A 20,029-nucleotide genomic window follows, 5' to 3' on the forward strand; every position below is an offset into this window, starting at 1 on the left:
GCAGGCCTTCCTCCTCGGTCAGCAGCAGCGGCTGGGTGACGCCGTGCCCTATCGCAACTACGTGGCCCAGGCCCGACTGGGTATCGGCGAAGCGGAACATGAAGCCTTCTTCCGCGAGATGCTCGGTGATATCCAGCAACCGACCCTGCCCCTGGGCTTGCAGGAAGTGCAGGGCGCCAGCGCGCCGCTCAGCGAGGCGCGCCAACCCCTGGACCGCCTGTTGAGCCGGCGCCTGCGCTTGCAGGCGCGGCAGTTGGGGGTCAGCGCGGCGAGCCTGATGCACCTGGCCTGGGGCCGGGTCCTGGGCTGCCTGGCGAACCAGCAGCAGGTGGTATTCGGCACCGTGCTGCTGGGACGGATGCAGGGCGGCGAGGGCGCCGAACGGGCCCTGGGGGTGTTCATCAACACCTTGCCGTTGCGGGTGGACCTGGGGGACCTGCCGGTGCGCAATGCGCTGCTGGCCACCCATGAACGCCTGGCGCAACTGCTGGGCCATGAACAGGCGCCCCTGGCCCTGGTGCAGCGTTGCAGCGCAGTGGAGGCGGGTACGCCGCTGTTCAGCAGCCTGCTCAACTACCGTCACAGCGCGCCGTCGGCCGGCCTGTCCGGGCAAGCCGGCGCTGCCTGGGAGGGCGTGCAGTTGCTCAATGCCCAGGAGCGCAGCAACTACCCCCTGACCCTGAGCATCGACGACCTGGGGGATGGCTTCATGCTCACCGCCGTGGTGGCGGGCATCGATGCCCGGCGCATTTGCAACTACCTGCACGAGGCCCTGGAAAACCTGCTGCAGGCCCTGGAGCAGACGCCCGATCTGGCCATCGGCCAAGTGCCGGTGCTGCCGGCTGCCGAGCGTCAGCAGGTGCTGGTGAACTTCAACGCCACCGTCCGCGACTATCCACGCCGGCAGACCCTGGACCAGCGCTTCGAGGAACAGGTGCTGGCCCATCCCCAGCAGGTGGCGGCGGTCCATGGCGAGCAAGTGCTGAGTTATGCCCGGCTCAATACCCGGGCCAATCAGCTGGCCCATCACTTGCTGGGGCTCGGGGTCCAGCCGGGGGACAGGGTGGCGCTGCTGTTGCCACGCTCCCTGGACCTTTTGCTGGCGCAGTTGGCGGCCAGCAAGTGCGGCGCGGCCTATGTGCCGCTGGACATCAACGCCCCCGCCGAACGCCAGGTGTTCATGCTCCAGGACAGCGGCGCCAGGGTGCTGCTTGCGCACGCGGCGGTGGCCCCCGAGGTGGCGCCGCCGGGTGACCCACAGCTGGGGGCGCAGCTGCTGCGGGTGGAGCTGGATCGCCTGCGCCTGGACCGCTTGCCGGGGCACAACCCGGCCCTGGCCCAGTCCTCCGAGGCGGTGGCCTACATCATGTACACCTCCGGCTCCACGGGCGTGCCCAAGGGCGTGCTGGTGCCGCACCGGGCCATCACCCGGTTGGTGATCAACAACGGCTACGCCGATTTCAACCCCGGGGACCGGGTGGCCTTTGCCTCCAACCCGGCCTTCGACGCCAGCACCATGGACGTCTGGGGGCCCTTGCTCAACGGCGGCCGGGTCGTGGTGGTGGACCACCAGACGCTGCTGGACCCCGAGGCCTTCGCCGGGTTGCTGAAGGCCTGCGGAGTCACGCTGCTGTTTCTCACCACCAGCCTGTTCAACCAGTACGTGCAGCTGATGCCCCAGGCGTTCAGTGGCCTGCGCATGCTCCTGTGCGGTGGTGAGCGGGCCGACCCGGTGGCCTTCCGGCGGATGCAGGCCGAGGTGCCCGGCCTGCGTCTGGTGAATGGCTACGGACCGACGGAAACCACCACCTTCGCGGTGACCCATGAGCCCGAGGCCCTGGCGGCCGACGCCGACAGCGTGCCCATCGGCCGGCCGCTGTCCAACACCAGCGTCTACATCCTCGATGCCCAGGGCCAGCCGCTGCCCATCGGCGTGGTGGGGGAGATCTACATCGGCGGCCAGGGCGTGGCCAAGGGCTACTTGAATCGGCCTGAGCTGAGCGCCGAGAAGTTCCTCCCCGATCCCTTCAGCACTGAAACGTTCAGCTCTGAGCCCGAACCCCTGATGTACCGCACCGGCGACCTGGGGCGCTGGCAGGAGAACGGTCTGCTGGAATGCCTCGGGCGCAACGACCAGCAGGTGAAGATCCGTGGTTTGCGTATCGAACCGGGGGAGATCGAAGCGCGTCTGGCGAGCTTCCCCGGATTGCGCGATGGGGTGGTCCTGGTGCGCGAGGAGGCGCCCGGGGACTTGCGTCTGGTGGCCTACTACAGCGTGCAGCCACAGGTGCCGGAGCCGGCCGTCGAAGACTTGCGCAACCACCTGCTGGAGCAACTGCCGGAGTACATGGTGCCCCAGGCCTATGTGCGTCTGGAGGCACTGCCCCTGACCAACAACGGCAAGCTGGACCGCAATGCGCTGCCGGCACCGACGCCCGCGGCGCAGGTCACGGCGTGTTTTGAAGCGGCGCAAACGCCCCTGGAGCAGACCCTGGCGGCCCATTGGGCGCAGGTGCTGAAACTTGATCAAGTAGGGCGCCACGAGCACTTCTTCGAACACGGCGGGCATTCGCTGCTGGCGATCCAGCTGATCAACCGCCTGCAACAGGCCGGGCTCGAAGTGAGCCTGGCGCAGTTGTTCCAGCACCCCAGTGTGGCCGCCATGGCGCGTTTGCTGGAGGCGCGCCCGGCGACCCCGCAACAGGACCCCGAGTGGGTCACGGTGCGCAGCGGCGGCAGCGGTCCGGCCCTGTTCCTGGTGCATGAGTTCACCGGCCTGGACGCCTACTTCCCGGCACTGGGGCAGCACCTGGAAGGGGACTTCCCCATCTACGGCCTGCCGGGTATCGCCATTGGCCAGCCGCAGTTGCGCACCCTGGAGTGTCTGGCCACACGCTTGCTGGAGGTCATGCGTCGGGTCCAGCCCGAAGGGCCGTATCGCCTGGCGGGCTGGTCCTTCGGTGGGGTGCTGGCCTATGAGATCGCCCAGCAGTTGCTGGGGCAGGATCAGCAGGTGGAGTTCCTCGGCCTGATCGACAGCTATGTGCCACGCCTGACCGACCAGGGCAAGGCGCGCTGGTCCGCAAATGATGCCCGCAAGCAGCACCTGCTGTTGCAGTGCAGCGCCTACTGGAGCGCCCAGGGCGCGGCGGGAGTGCAACCGCTGGCCGTCGTCGAACAGCTGCGCCAGGAACTGCACAGCCTGGACTTCCCCGGCCTGCTGCAACGTTGCCGGGAACAGGGCCTGCTGTTCGAGCAACTGGCAAGCGCGGCTCCCGAGACGCTGGGGCATTACCTGGACCGCGAGGTGGCCCACGGCCATGCGTTGGCCCATTACCGCCTGCACCCAATCGGCGTGCCGGTGCACCTGTTCTGCGCCGCCCAGCGGCCCACCGAGCTGTCCCGGCGCAGCCCGACCCTGGGCTGGGGCGAGGTGCTGCCGGGCAAACGCCTGCACTGCATCAGCGTGCCCGGGGATCACCTGAGCATGATGAAGGCGCCGCACATCCATGAGCTGGGCCAGGCCATGAGCCAGGCCATCGAGCAGGCCCGGGTCGCTGCCGGCACCGGGGCAACGCCCCATCAGCCGTTGCTGCGGATCCAGAGCGGGCGCTCCGGGCAGACGCCGATCTTCTGTGTGCCGGGGGCCGGCGACAGCGTCACCGGCTTTATTGGCCTGACCGAAGCCCTGGGGCCGGACTGGCCGATCTTCGGCCTGCAGGCTCGGGGCCTGGATGGCCACGGTGTGCCTCACACCCAGGTGGAGGCGGCGGCGCGCTACTACCTGCAAGCCATCGAGCAGGAGTTTGCTCATGGGCCGCTGCACCTGATCGGCCACTCCTTCGGCGGCTGGGTCGCCTTCGAGATGGCCGGGGCTTTGCAGGCCGCAGGCCGCGAAGTGGCCTCCCTGACCCTGATCGACAGCGAGGCCCCGGGAGGCAACGGCGTGGTGGGGCGGCCCTACACCAGCACGGCCGCGCTGTTGCGGCTGATCGAGTCCATGCAACTGGCCTGCGGCCAGAGCCTGGGCATCGATCCGCAGCTGTTTGCCGCCGAGGACGACGGCATGCAGATGCACCTGCTGCATGCCGGCATGGTCCGGGTCGGCTTGCTGTCCCAGCGTGCCGATCCGCGGGCGATGCAGGGGCCGGCGCGAACCTTCGCCAGCGCCCTGCGGACCCGCTACCAGCCGCAACGCCCTTACCGAGGACCGGTGCGCCTGGTGCTGGCGGACGATCCGCGCCTGGATGCCGCCGGCAACCTGCGCGAGCAGGAGGCGATGGTCCAGGGCTGGCGCCGGCAGGTGACGGAACTGGGGGTGTGGCAGGGACCGGGCAACCATTTCAGCCTGCTCAAGGCCCCCAACGTCCAGCATCTGGCGGCCTGGTGGCGCGACGGGCAGTCGCTGCCCCAGGGGGAGGCTGTGTCATGAACCCGGATGCGGCGGTGGGCCGGGTGCCCGCCGTTGGCTGACAGCGTTTCATTCATCTGGAACACCGCTCACTACGGCAGCACGGTGTTCTGTAAGGGGGCTCGCCGCTGGCCGGTGGAGCCCGCTCTCAACGCACTTGTGGTCATCTATGGAAAAGTCGAAGTTTCGCAAAATCGGTATGGGGCTGTTGCTGGTGGTTGTGGCCGGATTGATTTTCTATACGGTGCAGGCGCCGGCAGAGCCGCCGCAGTACTTGACCGCCAAGGTTGAACGGGGGGACATCGAGAACGCGGTCCTGGCCTCGGGCCTGCTGGAGGGCATCAAGCAGGTGGACGTCGGGGCCCAGGTTTCCGGGCAGTTGAAGTCGCTCAAGGTCAAGGTCGGGGACAAGGTGAAGAAGGGCCAGTGGCTGGCGGAAATCGATCCGTTGGTGCTGCAGAACACCCTGCGCCAGGCCCAGGTGGACGAGGAAAACCTGCAAGCCAAGCGCCGCGCCACCGCGGCCCAGCTCAAGGAAACCAAGGCCATCTACGAGCGCTACCGTGACCTGCAGTCGGACGCGTCGATTTCCCAGCAGGATTTCGAGACGGCCGAGTCCAACTACGAGGTGCAGCGGGCCAACCTGCTGTCCCTGGACGCGCAGATCAAGAGCGCCCATATCCAGATCGACACCGCCAAGGTCAACCTGGCCTACACCCGCATCATCGCGCCCATCGACGGCGATGTGGTGGGGGTGGTGACCCAGGAAGGCCAGACAGTGATTGCCAACCAGCTGGCGCCGGTGCTGCTGAAACTGGCGGACCTGGACACCATGACCGTCAAGGCCCAGGTCTCGGAGGCCGACGTGATCCATATCGCCCCCGGCCAGGAGGTGTATTTCACCATCCTCGGCGAAGCCGAGCGGCGTTATTACGCCAAGCTGCGGGGCACTGAACCGGCGCCGCAGAACTTTCTCGAAACCCAGACCGCCGGCACCCCCAAGCAGAACACCGCGGTGTTCTACAACGCCCTGTTCGACGTGCCCAACCCGGACCACCGGCTGCGCATTGCCATGACCGCCCAGGTGCGCATCGTGCTGGATACCGCCAAGGATGTGCTGATGGTGCCGGTGGCGGCCCTGGGCCCGCGCAACGCCGACGGCAGCTTCGCGGTGCGGGTGCTGGACGCCAAGGGCCATGCCCAGTCGCGCAACGTCAGCACCGGGATCAACAACAACGTCAAGGTGCAGATCAAGGAGGGCCTGGCGGAGGGCGACAAGGTGGTGATCGGTGATCCGGTGCCCGGCACGGCAGGGGCCTGACCATGACCCAGCCATTGTTGGAGCTCAAGGGCATCAGCCGCAGCTTCACCGCCGGGGAGCGGGAGTTCCTGGCCCTGAAACACATCGACCTGAGCATCCAGGCCGGGGAAATGCTGGCGATCACCGGGGCCTCGGGCTCCGGCAAGTCGACCCTGATGAACATCCTCGGTTGCCTGGACTACGCTACGGCCGGCAGCTACAAGGTCAACGGCCAGGAAACCCGCGACCTGGACGATCAGGCCCTGGCGGAGCTGCGCCGGGACTATTTCGGCTTCATCTTCCAGCGTTATCACTTGCTGCCGCACTTGAGTGCCATGCACAACGTCGAGATGCCGGCGATCTACGCCGGCACCCCGCAAGTCAAGCGCCATGGCCGGGCCCGGGAGCTGCTGGCGCGCCTGGGGCTGTCCGGGCACCTGGCCAACCGGCCCAACCAGTTGTCCGGCGGCCAGCAACAGCGGGTGAGTATCGCCCGGGCCCTGATGAACGGCGGCGAAGTGATCCTCGCCGACGAACCCACCGGGGCCCTGGACAGCCACAGCGGCAAGGAGGTGATGGGCATTCTCCAGGAGCTGCACGCCCTGGGGCACACGGTGATCATCGTCACCCACGACCCTCAGGTGGCGGCCAATGCCGAACGCATCATCGAAGTGCACGACGGCGAGATCGTCAGCGACCGGGTCAATTCGCACGGGGCGCAAGAGGTGCCGACGCAGGCTCCGGTGAGCACCCGGCCGGCCGGAGCGCGACGCCTGGTGGCCAGCCTCGGGCTGTTCAAGGAAGCCTTCGTCATGGCCTGGGTGGCGCTGGTCTCGCACCGCATGCGCACTTTGCTGACCATGCTCGGCATCGTCATCGGCATCACCTCGGTGGTGTCCATCGTGGCCATCGGCGAGGGCGCCAAGCGCTATGTGCTCAAGGACATCCAGGCCATCGGCAGCAACACCATCGACATCTTCCCCGGGGCCAGTTTCGGCGACAGCCGGGCGGCGGCGATCCAGACCCTGATGCCCGCTGACGTGACGGCCCTGAACCAGCTGTACTACGTCGACAGCGCCACGCCGATGGTGGGCCGCAGCCTGTTGCTGCGCTACGGCAATATCGACCTCAATGCCACGGTCAACGGCGTCAGCCACCTGTACTTCAAGGTCCGCGATCTCAAGCTTGCGGCCGGCATCGCCTTCAGCGAGAACGATGCCCGGCGCCAGGCCCAGGTGGTGGTGATCGACCACAACACGCGCAACCGTCTGTTCGGCCCGGACGTCGACCCCCTGGGGCAGGTGATCCTGGTGGGCAACTTGCCGTGTACGGTGATCGGGGTCACCGCCGAGAACAAGAACATGTTCGCCGCCAGCAACCTGCTCAACGTCTGGGTGCCTTACGAGACGGCGGCGGGACGGGTGCTGGGCCAGCGCCACCTGGACAGCATCAGCGTGAAGATCAAGGACGGCCAGCCGAGCAAGGTGGTGGAGGAGCATGTGAAGAAACTCATGGCGCAGCGTCACGGCACCAAGGACTTCTTCACCAACAACCTCGACAGCATCATGCAGACGGTGCAGCGCACCAGCCGCTCCCTGGCCTTGCTGTTGTCGCTGATCGCGGTGATTTCCCTGGTGGTCGGGGGCATCGGAGTGATGAACATCATGCTGGTGTCGGTGACCGAGCGAACCCGGGAGATCGGCATCCGCATGGCGGTGGGGGCGCGGCAGTCGGACATCCGCCAGCAGTTCCTGGTGGAGGCGGTGATGGTCTGCCTGATCGGCGGGGCCATCGGCATCGCCCTGTCGTTTGCCATCGGTTACCTGTTCACCCTGTTCATCAAGGAATGGGAAATGGTGTTTTCCATGGGCTCGATCGTCACCGCGTTCGCCTGTTCGACCCTGATCGGCATCGTCTTCGGCTTCGTTCCGGCGCGCAATGCCGCCCGGCTGGACCCGATCGAGGCCCTGGCCCGGGATTGACCGGCCCACAGACGGAACCGCCGGCACTGGGGCCGGCGGGGTCGGGGTTACGGGATCAAGGCCGGTGTCGGATCAGGCCGGCGTGCTATCGCTGGTGCCCGGCGCGTCTTCCTGGGGCGAGTACATCCAGCGCAGCAGGGAGTGGCGACCACTGATGCCGAGCTTGATGGCGGCACGCTTGAGGTAGCTCTCGACGGTATTGACCTTGAGCTTGAGCTGCTCGGCCAGCTGCGGTGCGGTGCGTCCGGCCAGCAGCCCGACACAGACTTCCAGCTCGCGGTTGGACAGGCGCAGCCCGGACTGCTCCAGGCGCTCGGCAAAGCGCAGGCGCAAGGTCGCCAGGCCCTCGATGGCGGCGCGGTCCTGCTCGGCAGAGTCGCTGCGTGGCTGCAGGGCGCTGATGTGTTTTTCCACCATGGGCAGCAACAGCGGCGAGATGTCCTCCAGCAGCAGGCGTTCCTGGGGGGAAAAGCTCTGGGCCTGGCTGCTGCGGTACACCGACAGCACGAAGTGATACGAATCCTTGCGACCGGTCAGGTGCAATTGCGCCGGGTCCGCGTTGCCCCGGTGACGCAGCAGTGGCGGGCTGCCGCAGGGTTCGTCGGGCTGCTCGGGAAAACCGGCGCGCAGCAGCGGGTCGTTGCTGGCGTGCAGGTCGCTGTACAGCGGGTGACGGCTTTGCATCAAGGTATTGCCGGTTCTGCCGCTGGCCTGTTGCGGGTCGGCCCGCAGTTGGGTGATGTGAGTGGCGTCCACAGCCAGTTGGGTGAGTATCAGGTCGTGCAGCATGCGCGGGAAACTGCGGCTGCCGGTGCTGGCGATGACCTTGCCAATGTGTGGAAACAGTACTTGTGAGTTCATCATTTCATCCATGAATGTGAAGGTGTGGAAGGACTGCCTTATAACAACGAGTTTGGGGCTCGCTTGATTTACCTCCTGTTTGCGCGGATCGACAAAGGGTCGCCTCGTATCCTAGTACAGGGTTGTGATGGCTGTTTGATGAAGTGCGCAAAAACTTGCACGGCAGGCGGGGCCGCTACAACCGTCGCCGCGCCTGGGGCGGCGCGGCGGCGGGGCAGGCGGGGGTTACAGGCGCGGTTGCTCCTGGGGCATGCCCAGCAGCTGGTGCAGGGTGTTGATCAGCGCCTGCTGGCGCAGCCGGTCTTGCTGGTGCCGGGCCTCGGCGGCGGCAACATCGGCGTGGCAGTGCGGGCAGGTGCTTTCATGGGCGTGGATGTACTCCAGGCAACTGCGGCACAGGGCCAGGCGCGGCGGGATGCGACCTTCCTCGGGGGAGGCCTGGCCCTGGTTGATCCAGGCCAGCTTGATCACCTGGCCGCTGTCGCTGACGCTGGAGACTGCCTCGCCGGTGTCGATGCGCTCGGTGATCAGGTCGAAGCGGCCCACCGAGAACGAGGCCGGGCCGGCGTCTTCGAGTTTGACGATGCGCTCGCGCAGGCCTTTTTTCTGCAGGTCCAGGGTCCGGTAATGGCAGTAGGGGTTGTTCCCCGGCTTGCCCAGCAGCGAGTGCGAGGTCCAGGTGCAGCCGCCACGGCAGACGTCGTTGTAGTAGCAGGTGCGGCAGTAGCCCCACAGATCGTCCACCGAGCGCAGGCGGCCGAAGTGCATGCCTTCGCTGTAGTGCCAGATGTCGTGCAGGCTCATGCTGCGCACGTTGCCGCCGGAGAAACCGACCGTGGCCAGGGACGGACAGCCCTTGACCGTGCCGTCGGCTTCCAGGGCCAGCACCGTCTGCCCGGCGGCGCAGCCGCTCCAGTGCACACGGTCGTCGCCGAAGCCGCGCCACATGTGTTCGTAGGGGCCGTAGTAGCCGATGTTGTTGCCCACATTCATCAGTAATCCGCGCTCGGCGCCTTCGCGGTACAGGCGCGCCAGCAGTGGCATCACCTCCAGCAATTGATAGGGCTGCAACAGCAACTCGGGGTGATCCACGGCGTTGCCCATGGCCACCGTCAGCTGGATCTGCCAGTGGCTGGCGCCGGCATCGATGATCAGCTCCATCAGCTCCATCAGGGCCGGCAGGTCGGGCAGGGTGGCGGCGCCGATCTGGGTGTTGACGCTGACCTTGAGGCCCGCCTGCTTGGCCCGGCGCAGGGTGTCCAGGGCCTTGTCGAAGGAGCCGGGCACGTTGCGCACTGCGTCGTGCAGCGGCGCCAGGCCGTCCAGGGACACGCCGACGCCATTGAGCCCGGCGTCCACCGCGGCCTGCATCTTGGCCGGGGTCAGGTTGCGTCCGCCGGTCTGGATCGCCACGTACATGCCGTGGTCGTGAATGGCCTGGATCAGCCGCGTCCAGTCCTTGCGCAAATAGGCTTCGCCGCCGATCAGGGTGACTTCCCGGGTGCCCAGGGCGGCGATGGAATCGATCACCGACAGGCATTCCTGGGTGTTCAGCTCGCCGGGGCGCCGATGCCCGGCACGGGAGCCGCAATGCAGGCACTTGAGGTCGCAGGCGAGGGTGATTTCCCAGACCACGTGCACCGGCACATAGCGCTTGAGGTCGGTTTCGCTGAGGTAGCGGACGGGGAGACTGTCTGACATGAAAGATCCTTGCGCACCCAGCGGTGCGCGGCACCAACCCATCGAAATAGGCGCGCCTTCCTTGTGTTGCAATGGCGCGATCGGTTTACCGCAACCCTGGGGCCGACCCTTGTCGGCCGGCCCCGGGTGCCTGAACTCAGCGACGTTCCAGGCGGCTGATTTCCGCCTGCAACTGCTGCACCGCCTGGCTCAGGTTGTCACTGTTGGCCAGTTGCTGCTCGCCCTGGGCCACCAGCGCCTTGAGCCGCGCCAGATCGCCGCTGCTCTGAGCCTGCTGCAGCGCCACGGCATACAGCGGCTGCGGGTACAGATGCCGCTGATCGTCCTTGGGCGCCAGCTCGGCGCTGGCCGCTTGATCCACGGGCGCCTGGCTCACGGCGGCATGCTGGACCACATGCCAATGGCCCTGGTACTGGTAGCGATAACTGGCGAAACCGCTGGCCCAGTCGAGGCCGAGAATGCCCTGCAGATGGAAAGTCTCGGCGATCTGGCTGGTGGGCCCGCTGGGGTTACCGGCCAGGTTGAGGACGATATGGCCTTCACTGGAGGGGTCCAGTTTGACCTGGGAGTAGTCGCCCCAGACATCCGCGAGGAAGTGCACCGGTGGCGAGGTGCTCTGAGTCACCCGGGCCACGCCGCTGACTTTTTTCTGCGGCGTGTTGACCAGCAGATCCAGGGTCAGCACCGGCCCTCCGATCACAGGGTTGGCGACGATGAGGCGGGTATGGAACAGTCCGATTGTCATGCTGCAACTCCTTATCTTTTGGAAGACATCAGGTTCGCTGGACGGCCGGAATCAGCGCCGCTCGTGCTTGCTGATCTCGGCCTTGGCCGCATCCAGCGCCGTGCGGATCAGCGGCAGCTGCTCGAGTTGCTGGGTGGCCACCTTGTGCAGACTCTTCATCTGCGCCAGGTCGCCGCTGGCGATGGCGCCGTGGATCGGTGCCGCGTACAGCGCCGAGATCGGCGGCAGTGGGCGGTTGGGCTGGCCATGGTGAGGGGCCGAGAGGGTGCTGGACTGCACGGGCTCCTGCAGATGGGCGGGGACCTGATTGACCGATACCCAGCTGTGTCCGTTGTAGTACTGGTAGTTGGCCACGCCTTCCTTCCAGTCCTCGCCGACCACCAGATGCAGCTTGAAGTTGATGACGGAGTTGGAACCGGGTCCGCCCTGATTGCCCTGGGCGGTGATGAGGATCTTGCTGGTGCTCGGCGGCATGACCGTCAGGTAGGTGTACTGACCCCAGACTTCGCTATGCAGGTCCAGGGGCGGATTGACCGCCTGAGTGATGGACGAAGTACCGCGCACGCTTTGCTCGGGGGTGTAGACCAACAGATTGAGGATCAGGGTTGGGGCCCCGGGTTGCGAGGTACCGATGCGATAGCTCAGGGGGAACAGGCCTTCTTGGGGGATAGAACCAGACATATGCTTTGCCTCCATTCAATGACGGGGAAACAGCGACTAGTGCTGTTCCAGGCGGGCGACTTCCTTGGCCAGCTGTTCGTAGGCGTTGTGCAGATCCTTGGGTTCGGACTCTTTCGGACCGCGCTTGGCCAACAGGGCTTTCATCTGGGGCAGCTTGCCTTCGGAGATCGCCGATTGAATTGCCACCCCGTAGGGTGGAATCACATGTTGAGATGCATTGCTCATGGCGTGTGCCTTCCGTGGGTGTGGATGGGTGCTGCGGTACTTGGCAGCTTTTGCAGTTAAGCAGCGCGGGTGGAAAGGGCGGGGTAATGGCACATTGATTTTGTGGGTTTCCGACAGGTGGATTCACGGGGGTTCGAGGGGGGCTGGGGGGGCATTCCAAAGGGCGATATGGAGGGGGGGAGGTGATTGCGGATGGCGATAGAGGGGTGGGTTTTTTCGCGGGGCTGATCCGGTGATGCGGGGTGGCCGCTGGCGGTTTTGCCTTTAGGGTGAGGGGGACGGGGTACATATCTGTTGCTGCGGTCACGGCCGCTGGTGGGTTCGTTTTTATGGCGTGGGGATGGTGTACATATCCGTTGCTGCGGTTATGGCCACTTAGGGTTTCGCCCTTACGGCGACTCACTTTTTTCAAACGCCGGAGTGCCGGCCCAGCGAAAAGTAAGCAAAAACGCTTGCCCCTCCATGGGCCCCTCGCTGGGGCTCGGGGTGCCCTCTCTCCGGCATTGCTCCGGGGGCCCGCCGCCACCCGGCCATCCATGGCCGGGTGGCGGCTAGCTCGGCATCCATGCCGAGCTGCCCCCTACGCAACGCCTACGCTCGGCCGGCTGGGAAGGGGCCTGAAGATCAAGAGCAAGAGCAAGATCAAAAGCCAAGCGCGTTTACGCGCTGTCCGTAGGAGCCGGCTTGCCGGCGAAGAGGCCCGCAAGACATGCAGCGCCTGGGCGGACGCCTTCGCTGGCAAGCCAGCTCCTACAGAAACGCACCCACCCTTAGCTTCAGGCCGGCCGCAAGGCCGCCGTCGCGCTTTTGATTTTGATCTTGATCTGAGCGCCCAGTTAACCACGATGGCCGAACGCAGGCATTGAGCCGTGGGTAACCCGGCAGGGATGCCGGGTTAGCCGCCACCCGGCCATGGATGGCCGGTGGCGGCGGCCCACGGATCAATGCCGGAGTGAGGGCATGCCGAGCCTAGGCGAGGCACCGAGTGGAGGGGCAAGAGCCTTTGGTTACTTTGGGCTCCTTCCAAAGTGACTCGCCGTAAGGGCGAAACCCTAAGTGGCCGTTACCGCAGGAATGGATATGTCCCCAACCCCGCTGTAAGAGCTAAACCGTAACCAGCCCCACCCGCAGCACCGGATATGTCCCCCCCCAAAAAAAGCCCCAGAACTCAAACCACCCCCAACTCCCCCAACTGCCTCCGCGTCTCCTCCCCAGCCACATAATGAATCGCCCGCCACCCCAACGCCCTGGCCGCGACGATGTTCGGCGCATGATCATCAATGAACACCAACTCCTCAGGCATCACCCCCGGCAAATGCGCACGAATGCGCCCCAAAGCCGTGTGATAGATCTCGGCATCCGGCTTGATCTGCTGCTCCTGCCCCGACACCACAATGTCGCGAAACTTTTGCAAAAACGGATAATTCTCCCAGGCATAGGGAAAGGTTTCCTGGGACCAGTTGGTCAACCCGAACAGCGGCATCTGCGCCTGGTGCAGCTCTTCCAACAGGGCCACGCCTTCCTCCAGTGGCCCTTTGAGCATCTCCGGCCAGCGCCCGTAATAGGCCTCGATCAGCGGTGCATGCTCGGGATGCTCGGCCACCAGGCTGCGGGTCGCTTCGGCCAGGGGCCGCCCGGCGTCCTGCCGGGTGTTCCAGGCCTGGGTGCAGACGGTGTCGAGGAACCACTGGCGACGGGCGTCGTCGGGGATCAGTTGGCGGTACAGGTGGTGCGGGCTCCAGTCGAACAGCACGCCACCAAAATCGAAAACCACGGCACGAATCGTCATGAACACTTCCTGTTGAGCGGTTGTGGGCCAGGGCGTCATCCTGCGACGCTGCGCAGCGCAATGCAATTTGCCGGTGGCCATTGGTCCGCTGGCCGGCACCCTTGGAACGGATCGCGATCCAACGCCTGTACCCGTCCTTTTGCGGGCTAGCACAGGAGCTGACCATGGCTGCCAAGAACCCCACGGGGCCGCGCTCGTCCGAGCACGCCTCGAATCACCATGACCCGGGTTTTGACCCCGATTCGCCGGACCTGGCCGACCCCCAGGTCGATCCGGTAGGCCCGGCCAGGGCGCCCCTGGATCAGCCCGAACCCGAGCACCAGCGCAAGCGCTCGCGAGCCTACGACCCCCTGGCCAATCTGAGGAAATGACCCCGGCGCGCCGACATGCGGCCGTCGCCGGGTCGTTCTGCGGGTGTAAGGTAAAACGGCCAAGCCCCAGGCACGCTGACAAAAAGGAGGTGTCCATGAGTACGCCGCTGCTGAACAAGTTGCAGATCAACGGTTATCAGGTATTGAGCGTCAACCACGGCCCCTGGAAGGTCTGCACAGCGGGTGACCGGCTTGCCACTTTCGGCACCCGGGAAGAAGCCCTGGCCTTTGCTGCCGCCTTGCCAGTGCGTAGGGCATCACCGGCCACCAAGCATCGATAGCGCCCGGCAGAAAAAAGCCCCGATCGGTTCGGGGCTTTTTTGTGTCCGGGCTGCTGCCAGCGCCGGGTCAGTCGACAATCACCGGTTCGTTCGGATCATCGCTCAGGCACACGGTCAATTGCTCCCCGGCCTTGTTGAACGCGCAGCGGGGCAGGGATTGCTGCTTGATGAAGCTCAGCGGCGGCAGGATGAATACCGCCGCCAGGACCAGCGCCCACACGGTTTGCAGAAACAGCACATCGGCGCTGTGGGCGGCGGGCCGTGAGACGAGGCGTCGGCGCCAGTAGAAGTACAGGCCGCTGATAACGAACAGGCACACGATGCCCATCATGTAGTCCAGCTCCCAGGCCTGGGGGCTGAACGAGCGGCTGCCATCGTCATCATCCGGGTAGTTGAGCCGCCACCAGGCCCCCAGCAGCAACGGCACCAGCCCGGCCATCAGCCAGGCCATGCGCGCGCCGGGCATCCGGGTCAGCAGGGCCAGGACCAGGCCGATCAGGCACAGCACCCAGGCAAAGAGGTACAGCTGAAAACCCATGGCGCCGCCGAACAGCGTGCCGCTGACATCCCGCGGTTGCATCACTTGCACGTCGCACAGCAGCATCACCGACAGCGGGATGGCGACGACGATCCAGCACAGGGGGCGGTACAGCCACAACCACAGGGTAAACAGGCGAGACATGGGCACACTCATCAAGGTCGAGAAAAGGAGGAATGAAGTCAGGGGCACGCTCAGTCGACAATCACCCGGGTGCCAGGGCCCAGGCATATGCTCAACTGATTGCCGGCCCGGTCGAAGGCGCAATAGGGCAGGGGTTTGCGGGTGATGGCCTGCAGCGGTGGAAGGATGAAGGCCGCCCCCAGCACCAGGGCCCAAAGGGTCCGCAGCAACAGCAGCTTGCGATGGGCGGGCGGACGCGGTTTGAGCCGCTGCTGGCGCAACAGGTAGACCCCGCTGTAGACCAGGGCAAAACCGAACACCATCACGTAGTCCAGCTCCCGGGCCTGGATGCTGAAGATCAGGTTGCCGTCGAAATCATCCGGGTAGTTGATCCGCCACCACAGGCCCAGCAGCAACTGCACCAGCCCGGCGACGATCCAGGCCAGGCGCGCGCCGGGCACTCGGGTCAGCAGCGCCAGCACCAGGCCTAGGACGCTGAGGGCCCAGCCGCCCAGGTACATCAGAAAACCCATGGAACCGCCGAACAGGGTGCCGCCAACGTCCCGGGGGACGATCAGGTTCAGGTTGCAATGGATCATGGTGGCCGTGGGCGCGGCGACGGCGATCCAGCACAGCGGGTAGTAGAGCCGGGACCAGAGGGTGTACAGGCGGGACATGAAGGAACTCGAGAGTAACAGGGACGATGAGGGAGGGCGGCTCAGGTTCAAACCAACAGCCAACCGCAGGCAACCGCGAACAGCAGCAGGGCGATGCTGATGCCCGCCAGGGGAATGCGAAACCAGTAACGGATGGCCAGGACCCAGAGGCTGGCGAGAAACCCCAGGCCGATCAGCAGCAAGCCACTGGCCTCCAGCAGCAGGGCCGGGTGCAGCCAGGCCAGGTAGCCATAGACCAGGCCGAACAGCATGGCGCCCAGGCTGTGGCTGGCGTTGAAGCCGACCCAGGCCCGCCACAGGCTGGTCTGGCCAGTGATCATCGGCGACACCTGGCGCATGCGTTCGGCCAGGGCCGGATCACGGGGCTGGAATTTGTCGGTGGCGAAGGTGTAGATCAGGTGCAGGGTGCCGAGCAGCAGCACGATGGCTGAGCTGGCGATGATCAGGGCGGGGGCCAACACGTTTCTTCCTTGGGCGGTGCTCGGGTGCGCGGAGTATGCAGCGGCGCCCGAGGTTTTGCACCTGCGGGCGCGGCTTTTTTTAGCGGCACGGGGCAGGGCGGCGGGCGCCCTGCCCAGGGGCTCAGAAGTGCTCGGCGTCGAGGCCGAACAAGGAGGCACTGCCGGCGCGGATGCTCTGTTCCAGGCTGAGGATGCGCGGCAGCATGCGGCTGAAGTAGAAGCGTGCGGTGGCCAGCTTGGCACCGTAGAAACCGTGGTCCTCGGAGCGCTTGTGCTCGGCCACCTGGGCCATGCGCGCCCACAGGTAGGCATAGGCCACGTAGCCGAACAGTTGCAGGTATTCAACGCAGGCGCTGCCCACTGCGTTGGGGTTCTGCGCCGCTTGTTCGCGCAGCCAGTCGCTGAGGTCTTCCAGGCGTTGCACCGCGTCCAGCAGCTCGGCGGCGTAGGCGGCGCCGGGCAGGTAGGCGTAGTCGCGGATCTCGCCGGTGAACAGGCGCAGGGCCACGCCGCCGTTGCCCACCACCTTGCGCCCCAGCAGGTCCAGGGCCTGGATGCCGTTGGTGCCTTCATAGATCTGGGCGATGCGCACATCCCGCACCAATTGCTCCTGGCCCCATTCGCGGATATAGCCGTGGCCGCCGAAGATCTGCTGGCCCAGGACGCAACTGTCCAGGCCGGTGTCGGTAAAGAACGCCTTGGCCACCGGGGTCAGCAGCGCCACCAGGGCTTCGGCGTTTTGCCGCTCATGGGGCTGGTCGGCGAACTTGGCCAGGTCCAGCTGCTGGCCGACGTAGCTGGCGAAGGCCCGGCCGCCTTCGGTCATGGATTTCATCGACAGCAGCATGCGCCGCACATCGGGGTGGACGATGATCGGGTCGGCGATCTTGTCCTTGGCCACCGGGCCTGTGGGGGCACGGCTCTGGATACGCTCGCGGGCATAGGTGCGGGCGTTCTGGTAGGAATTCTCGGCGCAGCCGATGCCCTGGATGCCGATGGACAGGCGCTCGTAGTTCATCATGGTGAACATCGCCGCCAGGCCTTTGTTGGCCTCGCCGATCAGCCAGCCGGTAGCGCCGTCGAAGTTCAGCACGCAGGTGGCCGAAGCCTTGATGCCCATCTTGTGTTCGATGGAACCGCAGCTCACCGCGTTGGCCGCGCCGAGCACGCCGTTGGCATCGACCTGGATCTTCGGCACCAGGAACAGCGAGATGCCCTTGGGCCCGGCCGGGGCGTCCGGCAGCTTGGCCAGCACCAGGTGGATGATGTTCTCGGTCAGGTCCTGCTCGCCGCCGGTGATGAAGATCTTGCTGCCGCTGATGCGGTAGCTGCCATCGGCCTGGGGCTCGGCGCGGGTGCGGATGATCCCCAGGTCGGTGCCGGCGTGGGCCTCGGTCAGGCACATGGACCCGGCCCAGCGGCCTTCGTACATGGGCGGCAGGTACAGCGCCTTGAGGGCTTCACTGGCGTGGGCGTCGATGGCCAGGCAGGCCCCGGAACTCAGGGCCGAGTACAGGGCGAAGCTGGAGTTGGCGGCGTAGAGCATCTCTTCGAACTGCACCGCGAGCATCTTCGGCATGCCCATGCCGCCGTAGGCCGGGTTGCCGCTCAGGCCGACCCAGCCGCCCTGGATATAGGTGCTGTAGGCCTCCTTGAAACCGGCCGGGGTGCGCACCTGCCCGGCGTGCCAGCTGGCGCCTTCCTCGTCGCCGCTGCGGTTGAGCGGGGCGATCAGGTTGCCGGTGACCTTGGCTGCCTCTTCGAGAATGGCATCGGCGGTGTCGCCGTCCACGGTATCGGCCAGGGCCGGCAGACGGGCCCAGAGCTTGGGCGCATTGAACACTTCATGCAGGACAAAGCGCATATCGCGCAGCGGAGCGTTGAATTCGGGCATTGCAGGAACCTCGGGCAAAAGGGGAGGTTGAACGGCCGTGGCCGCATGAATCGAAAATGACCGTAAATCCCCTTTGTAGGAGCCGGCTTGCCGGCGAAGAGGCCCGCAAGCCATGCATGGTCCTGGCCGACGCCTTCGCTGGCCAGCCAGCTCCTACGGGGGGGCGGCAAAATCGCCATCGCCGGCCAGCCGGCTCCTTCAGGGGGTGTGTATTCAGGCTAGAGGTTTTTCGCCATGTCGCGCAGGACGAATTTCTGGATCTTGCCGGTGGAGGTCTTGGGTAATTGGCTGAACACCACGGTGCGCGGCACTTTGAAGCCCGCCAAGTGCTCGCGGCAGAAGGCGATGATGTCTGCTTCGCGCACGTCCTGATGATCGGCCTTGAGGGTAATGAAGGCGCAGGGTGTCTCGCCCCATTTTTCGTCGGGCCGGGCCACCACCGCCGCTTCCAGCACCGCCGGGTGGCGATAGAGCACGCCTTCCAGTTCGATGGTGGAGATGTTCTCGCCGCCGGAAATGATGATGTCCTTGAGCCGGTCGCGGATTTCAATGTAGCCGTCCGGGTGGGTCACCCCCAGGTCGCCGGTGTGGAACCAGCCGCCCTCGAAGGCCTCGGCGGTGGCGCTGGGGTTCTTCAGGTAACCCTTCATCACGGTGTTGCCGCGCATGAAGATCTCGCCGATGGTCTGGCCGTCCCGCGGTGTCGGTTCAAGGGTTTTCGGGTCGGCCACCATCACCCCTTCCAGCGTGGGGTAGCGCACGCCCTGACGTGACTTGATCTGCGCCCGCTGCTCCAGGGGCAACTCGTCCCAAGCGGCGTGCCAGGCGCACAGGGTCACCGGACCATAGACCTCGGTCAGGCCGTAGACGTGGGTCACCTTGATGCCCATTTCCTCCACCGCACCGATCACCTTGGCCGGCGGCGCGGCTCCGGCCACCATGGCGTTGACCGGGTGGTCGATGGCGGCCTTGGCGGTGTCGGGCATGTTCACCAGGGCATTGAGCACGATGGGCGCGCCGCACAGGTGGGTGACCTGATGTTCGCGAATCAGGTTGAGGATCTTCTGCGGATCGACCCGGCGCAAAAACACATGCACCCCGGCCAGGGCGGTGACGGTCCAGGGGTAGCACCAGCCGTTGCAGTGGAACATCGGCAGGGTCCACAGGTACACCGGGTGGTTGCCCATGGCCCAGGTCATCTGGTTGCCCAGGGCATTGAGGTAGGCGCCGCGGTGGTGGTAGACCACGCCCTTGGGGTTGCCGGTGGTGCCTGAGGTGTAGTTGAGGGCGATGGCTTGCCACTCGTCATCCGGCCACTGCCAGGCAAACTCGGGATCGCCCTCGGCGAGAAAGGCCTCGTAGTCCAGCTCGCTGACCGGCTGGCCTTCGCCGTATTCCGGGTCGTCGAGATCGATCACCAGAGGCGGGTGATCGAGCATGGCCACGGCGGCGTGGATCACCTCGGAGAATTCGCGGTCGGCGATCAGCACCTTGGCTTCGCCGTGGGCCAGCATGAAGGCGATGGCCTCGGCGTCCAGGCGCACATTGAGGGCATTGAGCACGGCGCCGATCATCGGCACGCCGAAGTGCGCCTCAAGCATCGCCGGAATGTTCGGCAGCATCACCGCCACGGTGTCGTTCTTGCCGATGCCGCGCCCGGCCAGGGCCGAGGCCAGGCGCCGGCAGCGGCTGTAGGTCTGGGCCCAGGTGCGGCGGATCGAACCGTGGATCACCGCCGGATAATCGGGGTAAACCGCAGCGGTGCGTTCGATGAAGCTCAAGGGGGAGAGGGCAATGTGATTGACGGCAGTCGGCGCCAGGCCTTGCTCGTAGATGGACATGGTTCGGGTACCCGGTGGCTGATTATTAGCTCTATTGGCCGAGGCTTGGATGGCGTGAGCTGTGTACCTGGGGCACCCACTGTAGGAGCCGGCTTGCCGGCGAAGGCGTTCTCAAGAACACCTGCGCCTGTAGGAGCCGGGCGTTCCC

16 protein-coding genes (1 of these 16 only partly in view) are annotated in these 20,029 nt (G+C 65.8%); 5 read left to right on the plus strand and 11 right to left on the minus strand.

Translation table 11 applies throughout. From position 1 onward, the window contains the following. The 3 genes from P7C00_RS11715 to P7C00_RS11725 all read left to right on the plus strand — a co-directional run. On the plus strand, positions 1-4,432 hold the end of the coding sequence (locus P7C00_RS11715; RefSeq protein ID WP_404939098.1) for an amino acid adenylation domain-containing protein. The gene continues 10,304 nt to the left of window position 1, outside the view; 4,432 of the gene's 14,736 nt are visible here — the last part of the coding sequence; its start codon lies off the left edge, out of view; the stop codon is at positions 4,430-4,432. A 148-nt stretch (positions 4,433-4,580) separates the two neighbouring features. Further along, positions 4,581-5,732 carry a macrolide transporter subunit MacA gene (gene macA / locus P7C00_RS11720; RefSeq protein WP_346631646.1) on the plus strand — a complete coding sequence of 384 codons (1,152 nt, stop codon included), beginning with the start codon at positions 4,581-4,583 and terminating at the stop codon, positions 5,730-5,732. 2 nt (positions 5,733-5,734) lie between these two features. Further along, on the plus strand, positions 5,735-7,693 hold the full coding sequence (locus P7C00_RS11725; protein WP_404939100.1) for a MacB family efflux pump subunit: 1,959 nt from the start codon (positions 5,735-5,737) through the stop codon (positions 7,691-7,693). A gap of 72 nt (positions 7,694-7,765) precedes the next feature. Here the strand turns inward: P7C00_RS11725 and P7C00_RS11730 are convergent, their stop codons facing one another. The 6 genes from P7C00_RS11730 to P7C00_RS11755 form a co-directional block, all read right to left on the minus strand. Continuing rightward, the gene (locus P7C00_RS11730) at positions 7,766-8,554 is read right to left on the minus strand and encodes a helix-turn-helix transcriptional regulator (RefSeq protein WP_346631644.1); all 789 of its coding nucleotides are present in this window, start codon (positions 8,552-8,554) and stop codon (positions 7,766-7,768) included. Positions 8,555-8,779: 225 nt separating this feature from the next. Further along, on the minus strand, positions 8,780-10,255 hold the full coding sequence (locus P7C00_RS11735; RefSeq protein ID WP_404939102.1) for a GDL motif peptide-associated radical SAM/SPASM maturase: 1,476 nt from the start codon (positions 10,253-10,255) through the stop codon (positions 8,780-8,782). Positions 10,256-10,391: 136 nt separating this feature from the next. Then, positions 10,392-11,000: a DUF1842 domain-containing protein gene (locus P7C00_RS11740; RefSeq protein ID WP_346631642.1), complete on the minus strand. Its 609-nt coding sequence runs from the start codon at positions 10,998-11,000 to the stop codon at positions 10,392-10,394. Between the two features lie 51 nt (positions 11,001-11,051). Then, entirely contained in the window at positions 11,052-11,681 is a 630-nt protein-coding gene (locus P7C00_RS11745; RefSeq protein WP_346631641.1) for a DUF1842 domain-containing protein, read from the minus strand. A gap of 36 nt (positions 11,682-11,717) precedes the next feature. Then, the gene (locus tag P7C00_RS11750) at positions 11,718-11,906 is read right to left on the minus strand and encodes a DUF1843 domain-containing protein (protein WP_123724079.1); all 189 of its coding nucleotides are present in this window, start codon (positions 11,904-11,906) and stop codon (positions 11,718-11,720) included. Positions 11,907-13,074: 1,168 nt separating this feature from the next. Continuing rightward, complete coding sequence (locus tag P7C00_RS11755; RefSeq protein ID WP_404939104.1) at positions 13,075-13,695, minus strand: HAD family hydrolase; 621 nt, start codon at positions 13,693-13,695, stop codon at positions 13,075-13,077. A gap of 164 nt (positions 13,696-13,859) precedes the next feature. On the opposite strand from P7C00_RS11755, the gene P7C00_RS11760 reads away from it, so the two are divergent. After that, positions 13,860-14,066, plus strand: coding sequence for a DUF6021 family protein (locus P7C00_RS11760; protein WP_185073403.1), 207 nt, complete (start codon positions 13,860-13,862; stop codon positions 14,064-14,066). A 95-nt stretch (positions 14,067-14,161) separates the two neighbouring features. Beyond that, positions 14,162-14,347, plus strand: a complete 186-nt coding sequence (locus P7C00_RS11765) for a DUF2188 domain-containing protein (RefSeq protein WP_346631639.1) — start codon at positions 14,162-14,164, stop codon at positions 14,345-14,347. 67 nt (positions 14,348-14,414) lie between these two features. Here P7C00_RS11765 and P7C00_RS11770 read toward each other — a convergent pair whose 3' ends face one another. The 5 genes from P7C00_RS11770 to P7C00_RS11790 form a co-directional block, all read right to left on the minus strand. Continuing rightward, complete coding sequence (locus P7C00_RS11770) at positions 14,415-15,029, minus strand: hypothetical protein (RefSeq protein WP_346631638.1); 615 nt, start codon at positions 15,027-15,029, stop codon at positions 14,415-14,417. 50 nt (positions 15,030-15,079) lie between these two features. Then, positions 15,080-15,685, minus strand: a complete 606-nt coding sequence (locus tag P7C00_RS11775; protein WP_346631637.1) for a hypothetical protein — start codon at positions 15,683-15,685, stop codon at positions 15,080-15,082. 47 nt (positions 15,686-15,732) lie between these two features. Continuing rightward, positions 15,733-16,146 carry an LIC_13387 family protein gene (locus P7C00_RS11780; RefSeq protein WP_404939106.1) on the minus strand — a complete coding sequence of 138 codons (414 nt, stop codon included), beginning with the start codon at positions 16,144-16,146 and terminating at the stop codon, positions 15,733-15,735. A 121-nt stretch (positions 16,147-16,267) separates the two neighbouring features. Further along, entirely contained in the window at positions 16,268-18,040 is a 1,773-nt protein-coding gene (locus tag P7C00_RS11785; protein ID WP_346631635.1) for an acyl-CoA dehydrogenase C-terminal domain-containing protein, read from the minus strand. Positions 18,041-18,258: 218 nt separating this feature from the next. After that, positions 18,259-19,881 (minus strand): acyl-CoA synthetase, encoded by a 1,623-nt coding sequence (locus P7C00_RS11790; RefSeq protein WP_346631634.1) that lies wholly within the window; start codon positions 19,879-19,881, stop codon positions 18,259-18,261. Positions 19,882-20,029 lie beyond the last annotated feature (148 nt).

Origin of the sequence: Pseudomonas sp. JDS08PS003 (genome assembly GCF_045013505.1) — a bacterium.
Lineage (GTDB): Bacteria > Pseudomonadota > Gammaproteobacteria > Pseudomonadales > Pseudomonadaceae > Aquipseudomonas > Aquipseudomonas protegens_B.

Excerpts from the sequence above, each read along its gene's own strand:
- P7C00_RS11770 (WP_346631638.1), bottom strand. The coding sequence starts at position 15,029 with ATGTCTCGCCTGTTTACCCTGTGGTTGTGGCTGTACCGCCCCCTGTGC.
- P7C00_RS11745 (WP_346631641.1), bottom strand. The coding sequence starts at position 11,681 with ATGTCTGGTTCTATCCCCCAAGAAGGCCTGTTCCCCCTGAGCTATCGC.
- P7C00_RS11730 (WP_346631644.1), bottom strand. The coding sequence starts at position 8,554 with ATGAACTCACAAGTACTGTTTCCACACATTGGCAAGGTCATCGCCAGC.
- P7C00_RS11785 (WP_346631635.1), bottom strand. The coding sequence starts at position 18,040 with ATGCCCGAATTCAACGCTCCGCTGCGCGATATGCGCTTTGTCCTGCAT.
- P7C00_RS11760 (WP_185073403.1), top strand. The coding sequence starts at position 13,860 with ATGGCTGCCAAGAACCCCACGGGGCCGCGCTCGTCCGAGCACGCCTCG.
- P7C00_RS11740 (WP_346631642.1), bottom strand. The coding sequence starts at position 11,000 with ATGACAATCGGACTGTTCCATACCCGCCTCATCGTCGCCAACCCTGTG.
- P7C00_RS11755 (WP_404939104.1), bottom strand. The coding sequence starts at position 13,695 with ATGACGATTCGTGCCGTGGTTTTCGATTTTGGTGGCGTGCTGTTCGAC.
- P7C00_RS11735 (WP_404939102.1), bottom strand. The coding sequence starts at position 10,255 with ATGTCAGACAGTCTCCCCGTCCGCTACCTCAGCGAAACCGACCTCAAG.
- macA (WP_346631646.1), top strand. The coding sequence starts at position 4,581 with ATGGAAAAGTCGAAGTTTCGCAAAATCGGTATGGGGCTGTTGCTGGTG.
- P7C00_RS11750 (WP_123724079.1), bottom strand. The coding sequence starts at position 11,906 with ATGAGCAATGCATCTCAACATGTGATTCCACCCTACGGGGTGGCAATT.
- P7C00_RS11725 (WP_404939100.1), top strand. The coding sequence starts at position 5,735 with ATGACCCAGCCATTGTTGGAGCTCAAGGGCATCAGCCGCAGCTTCACC.
- P7C00_RS11765 (WP_346631639.1), top strand. The coding sequence starts at position 14,162 with ATGAGTACGCCGCTGCTGAACAAGTTGCAGATCAACGGTTATCAGGTA.
- P7C00_RS11775 (WP_346631637.1), bottom strand. The coding sequence starts at position 15,685 with ATGTCCCGCCTGTACACCCTCTGGTCCCGGCTCTACTACCCGCTGTGC.
- P7C00_RS11790 (WP_346631634.1), bottom strand. The coding sequence starts at position 19,881 with ATGTCCATCTACGAGCAAGGCCTGGCGCCGACTGCCGTCAATCACATT.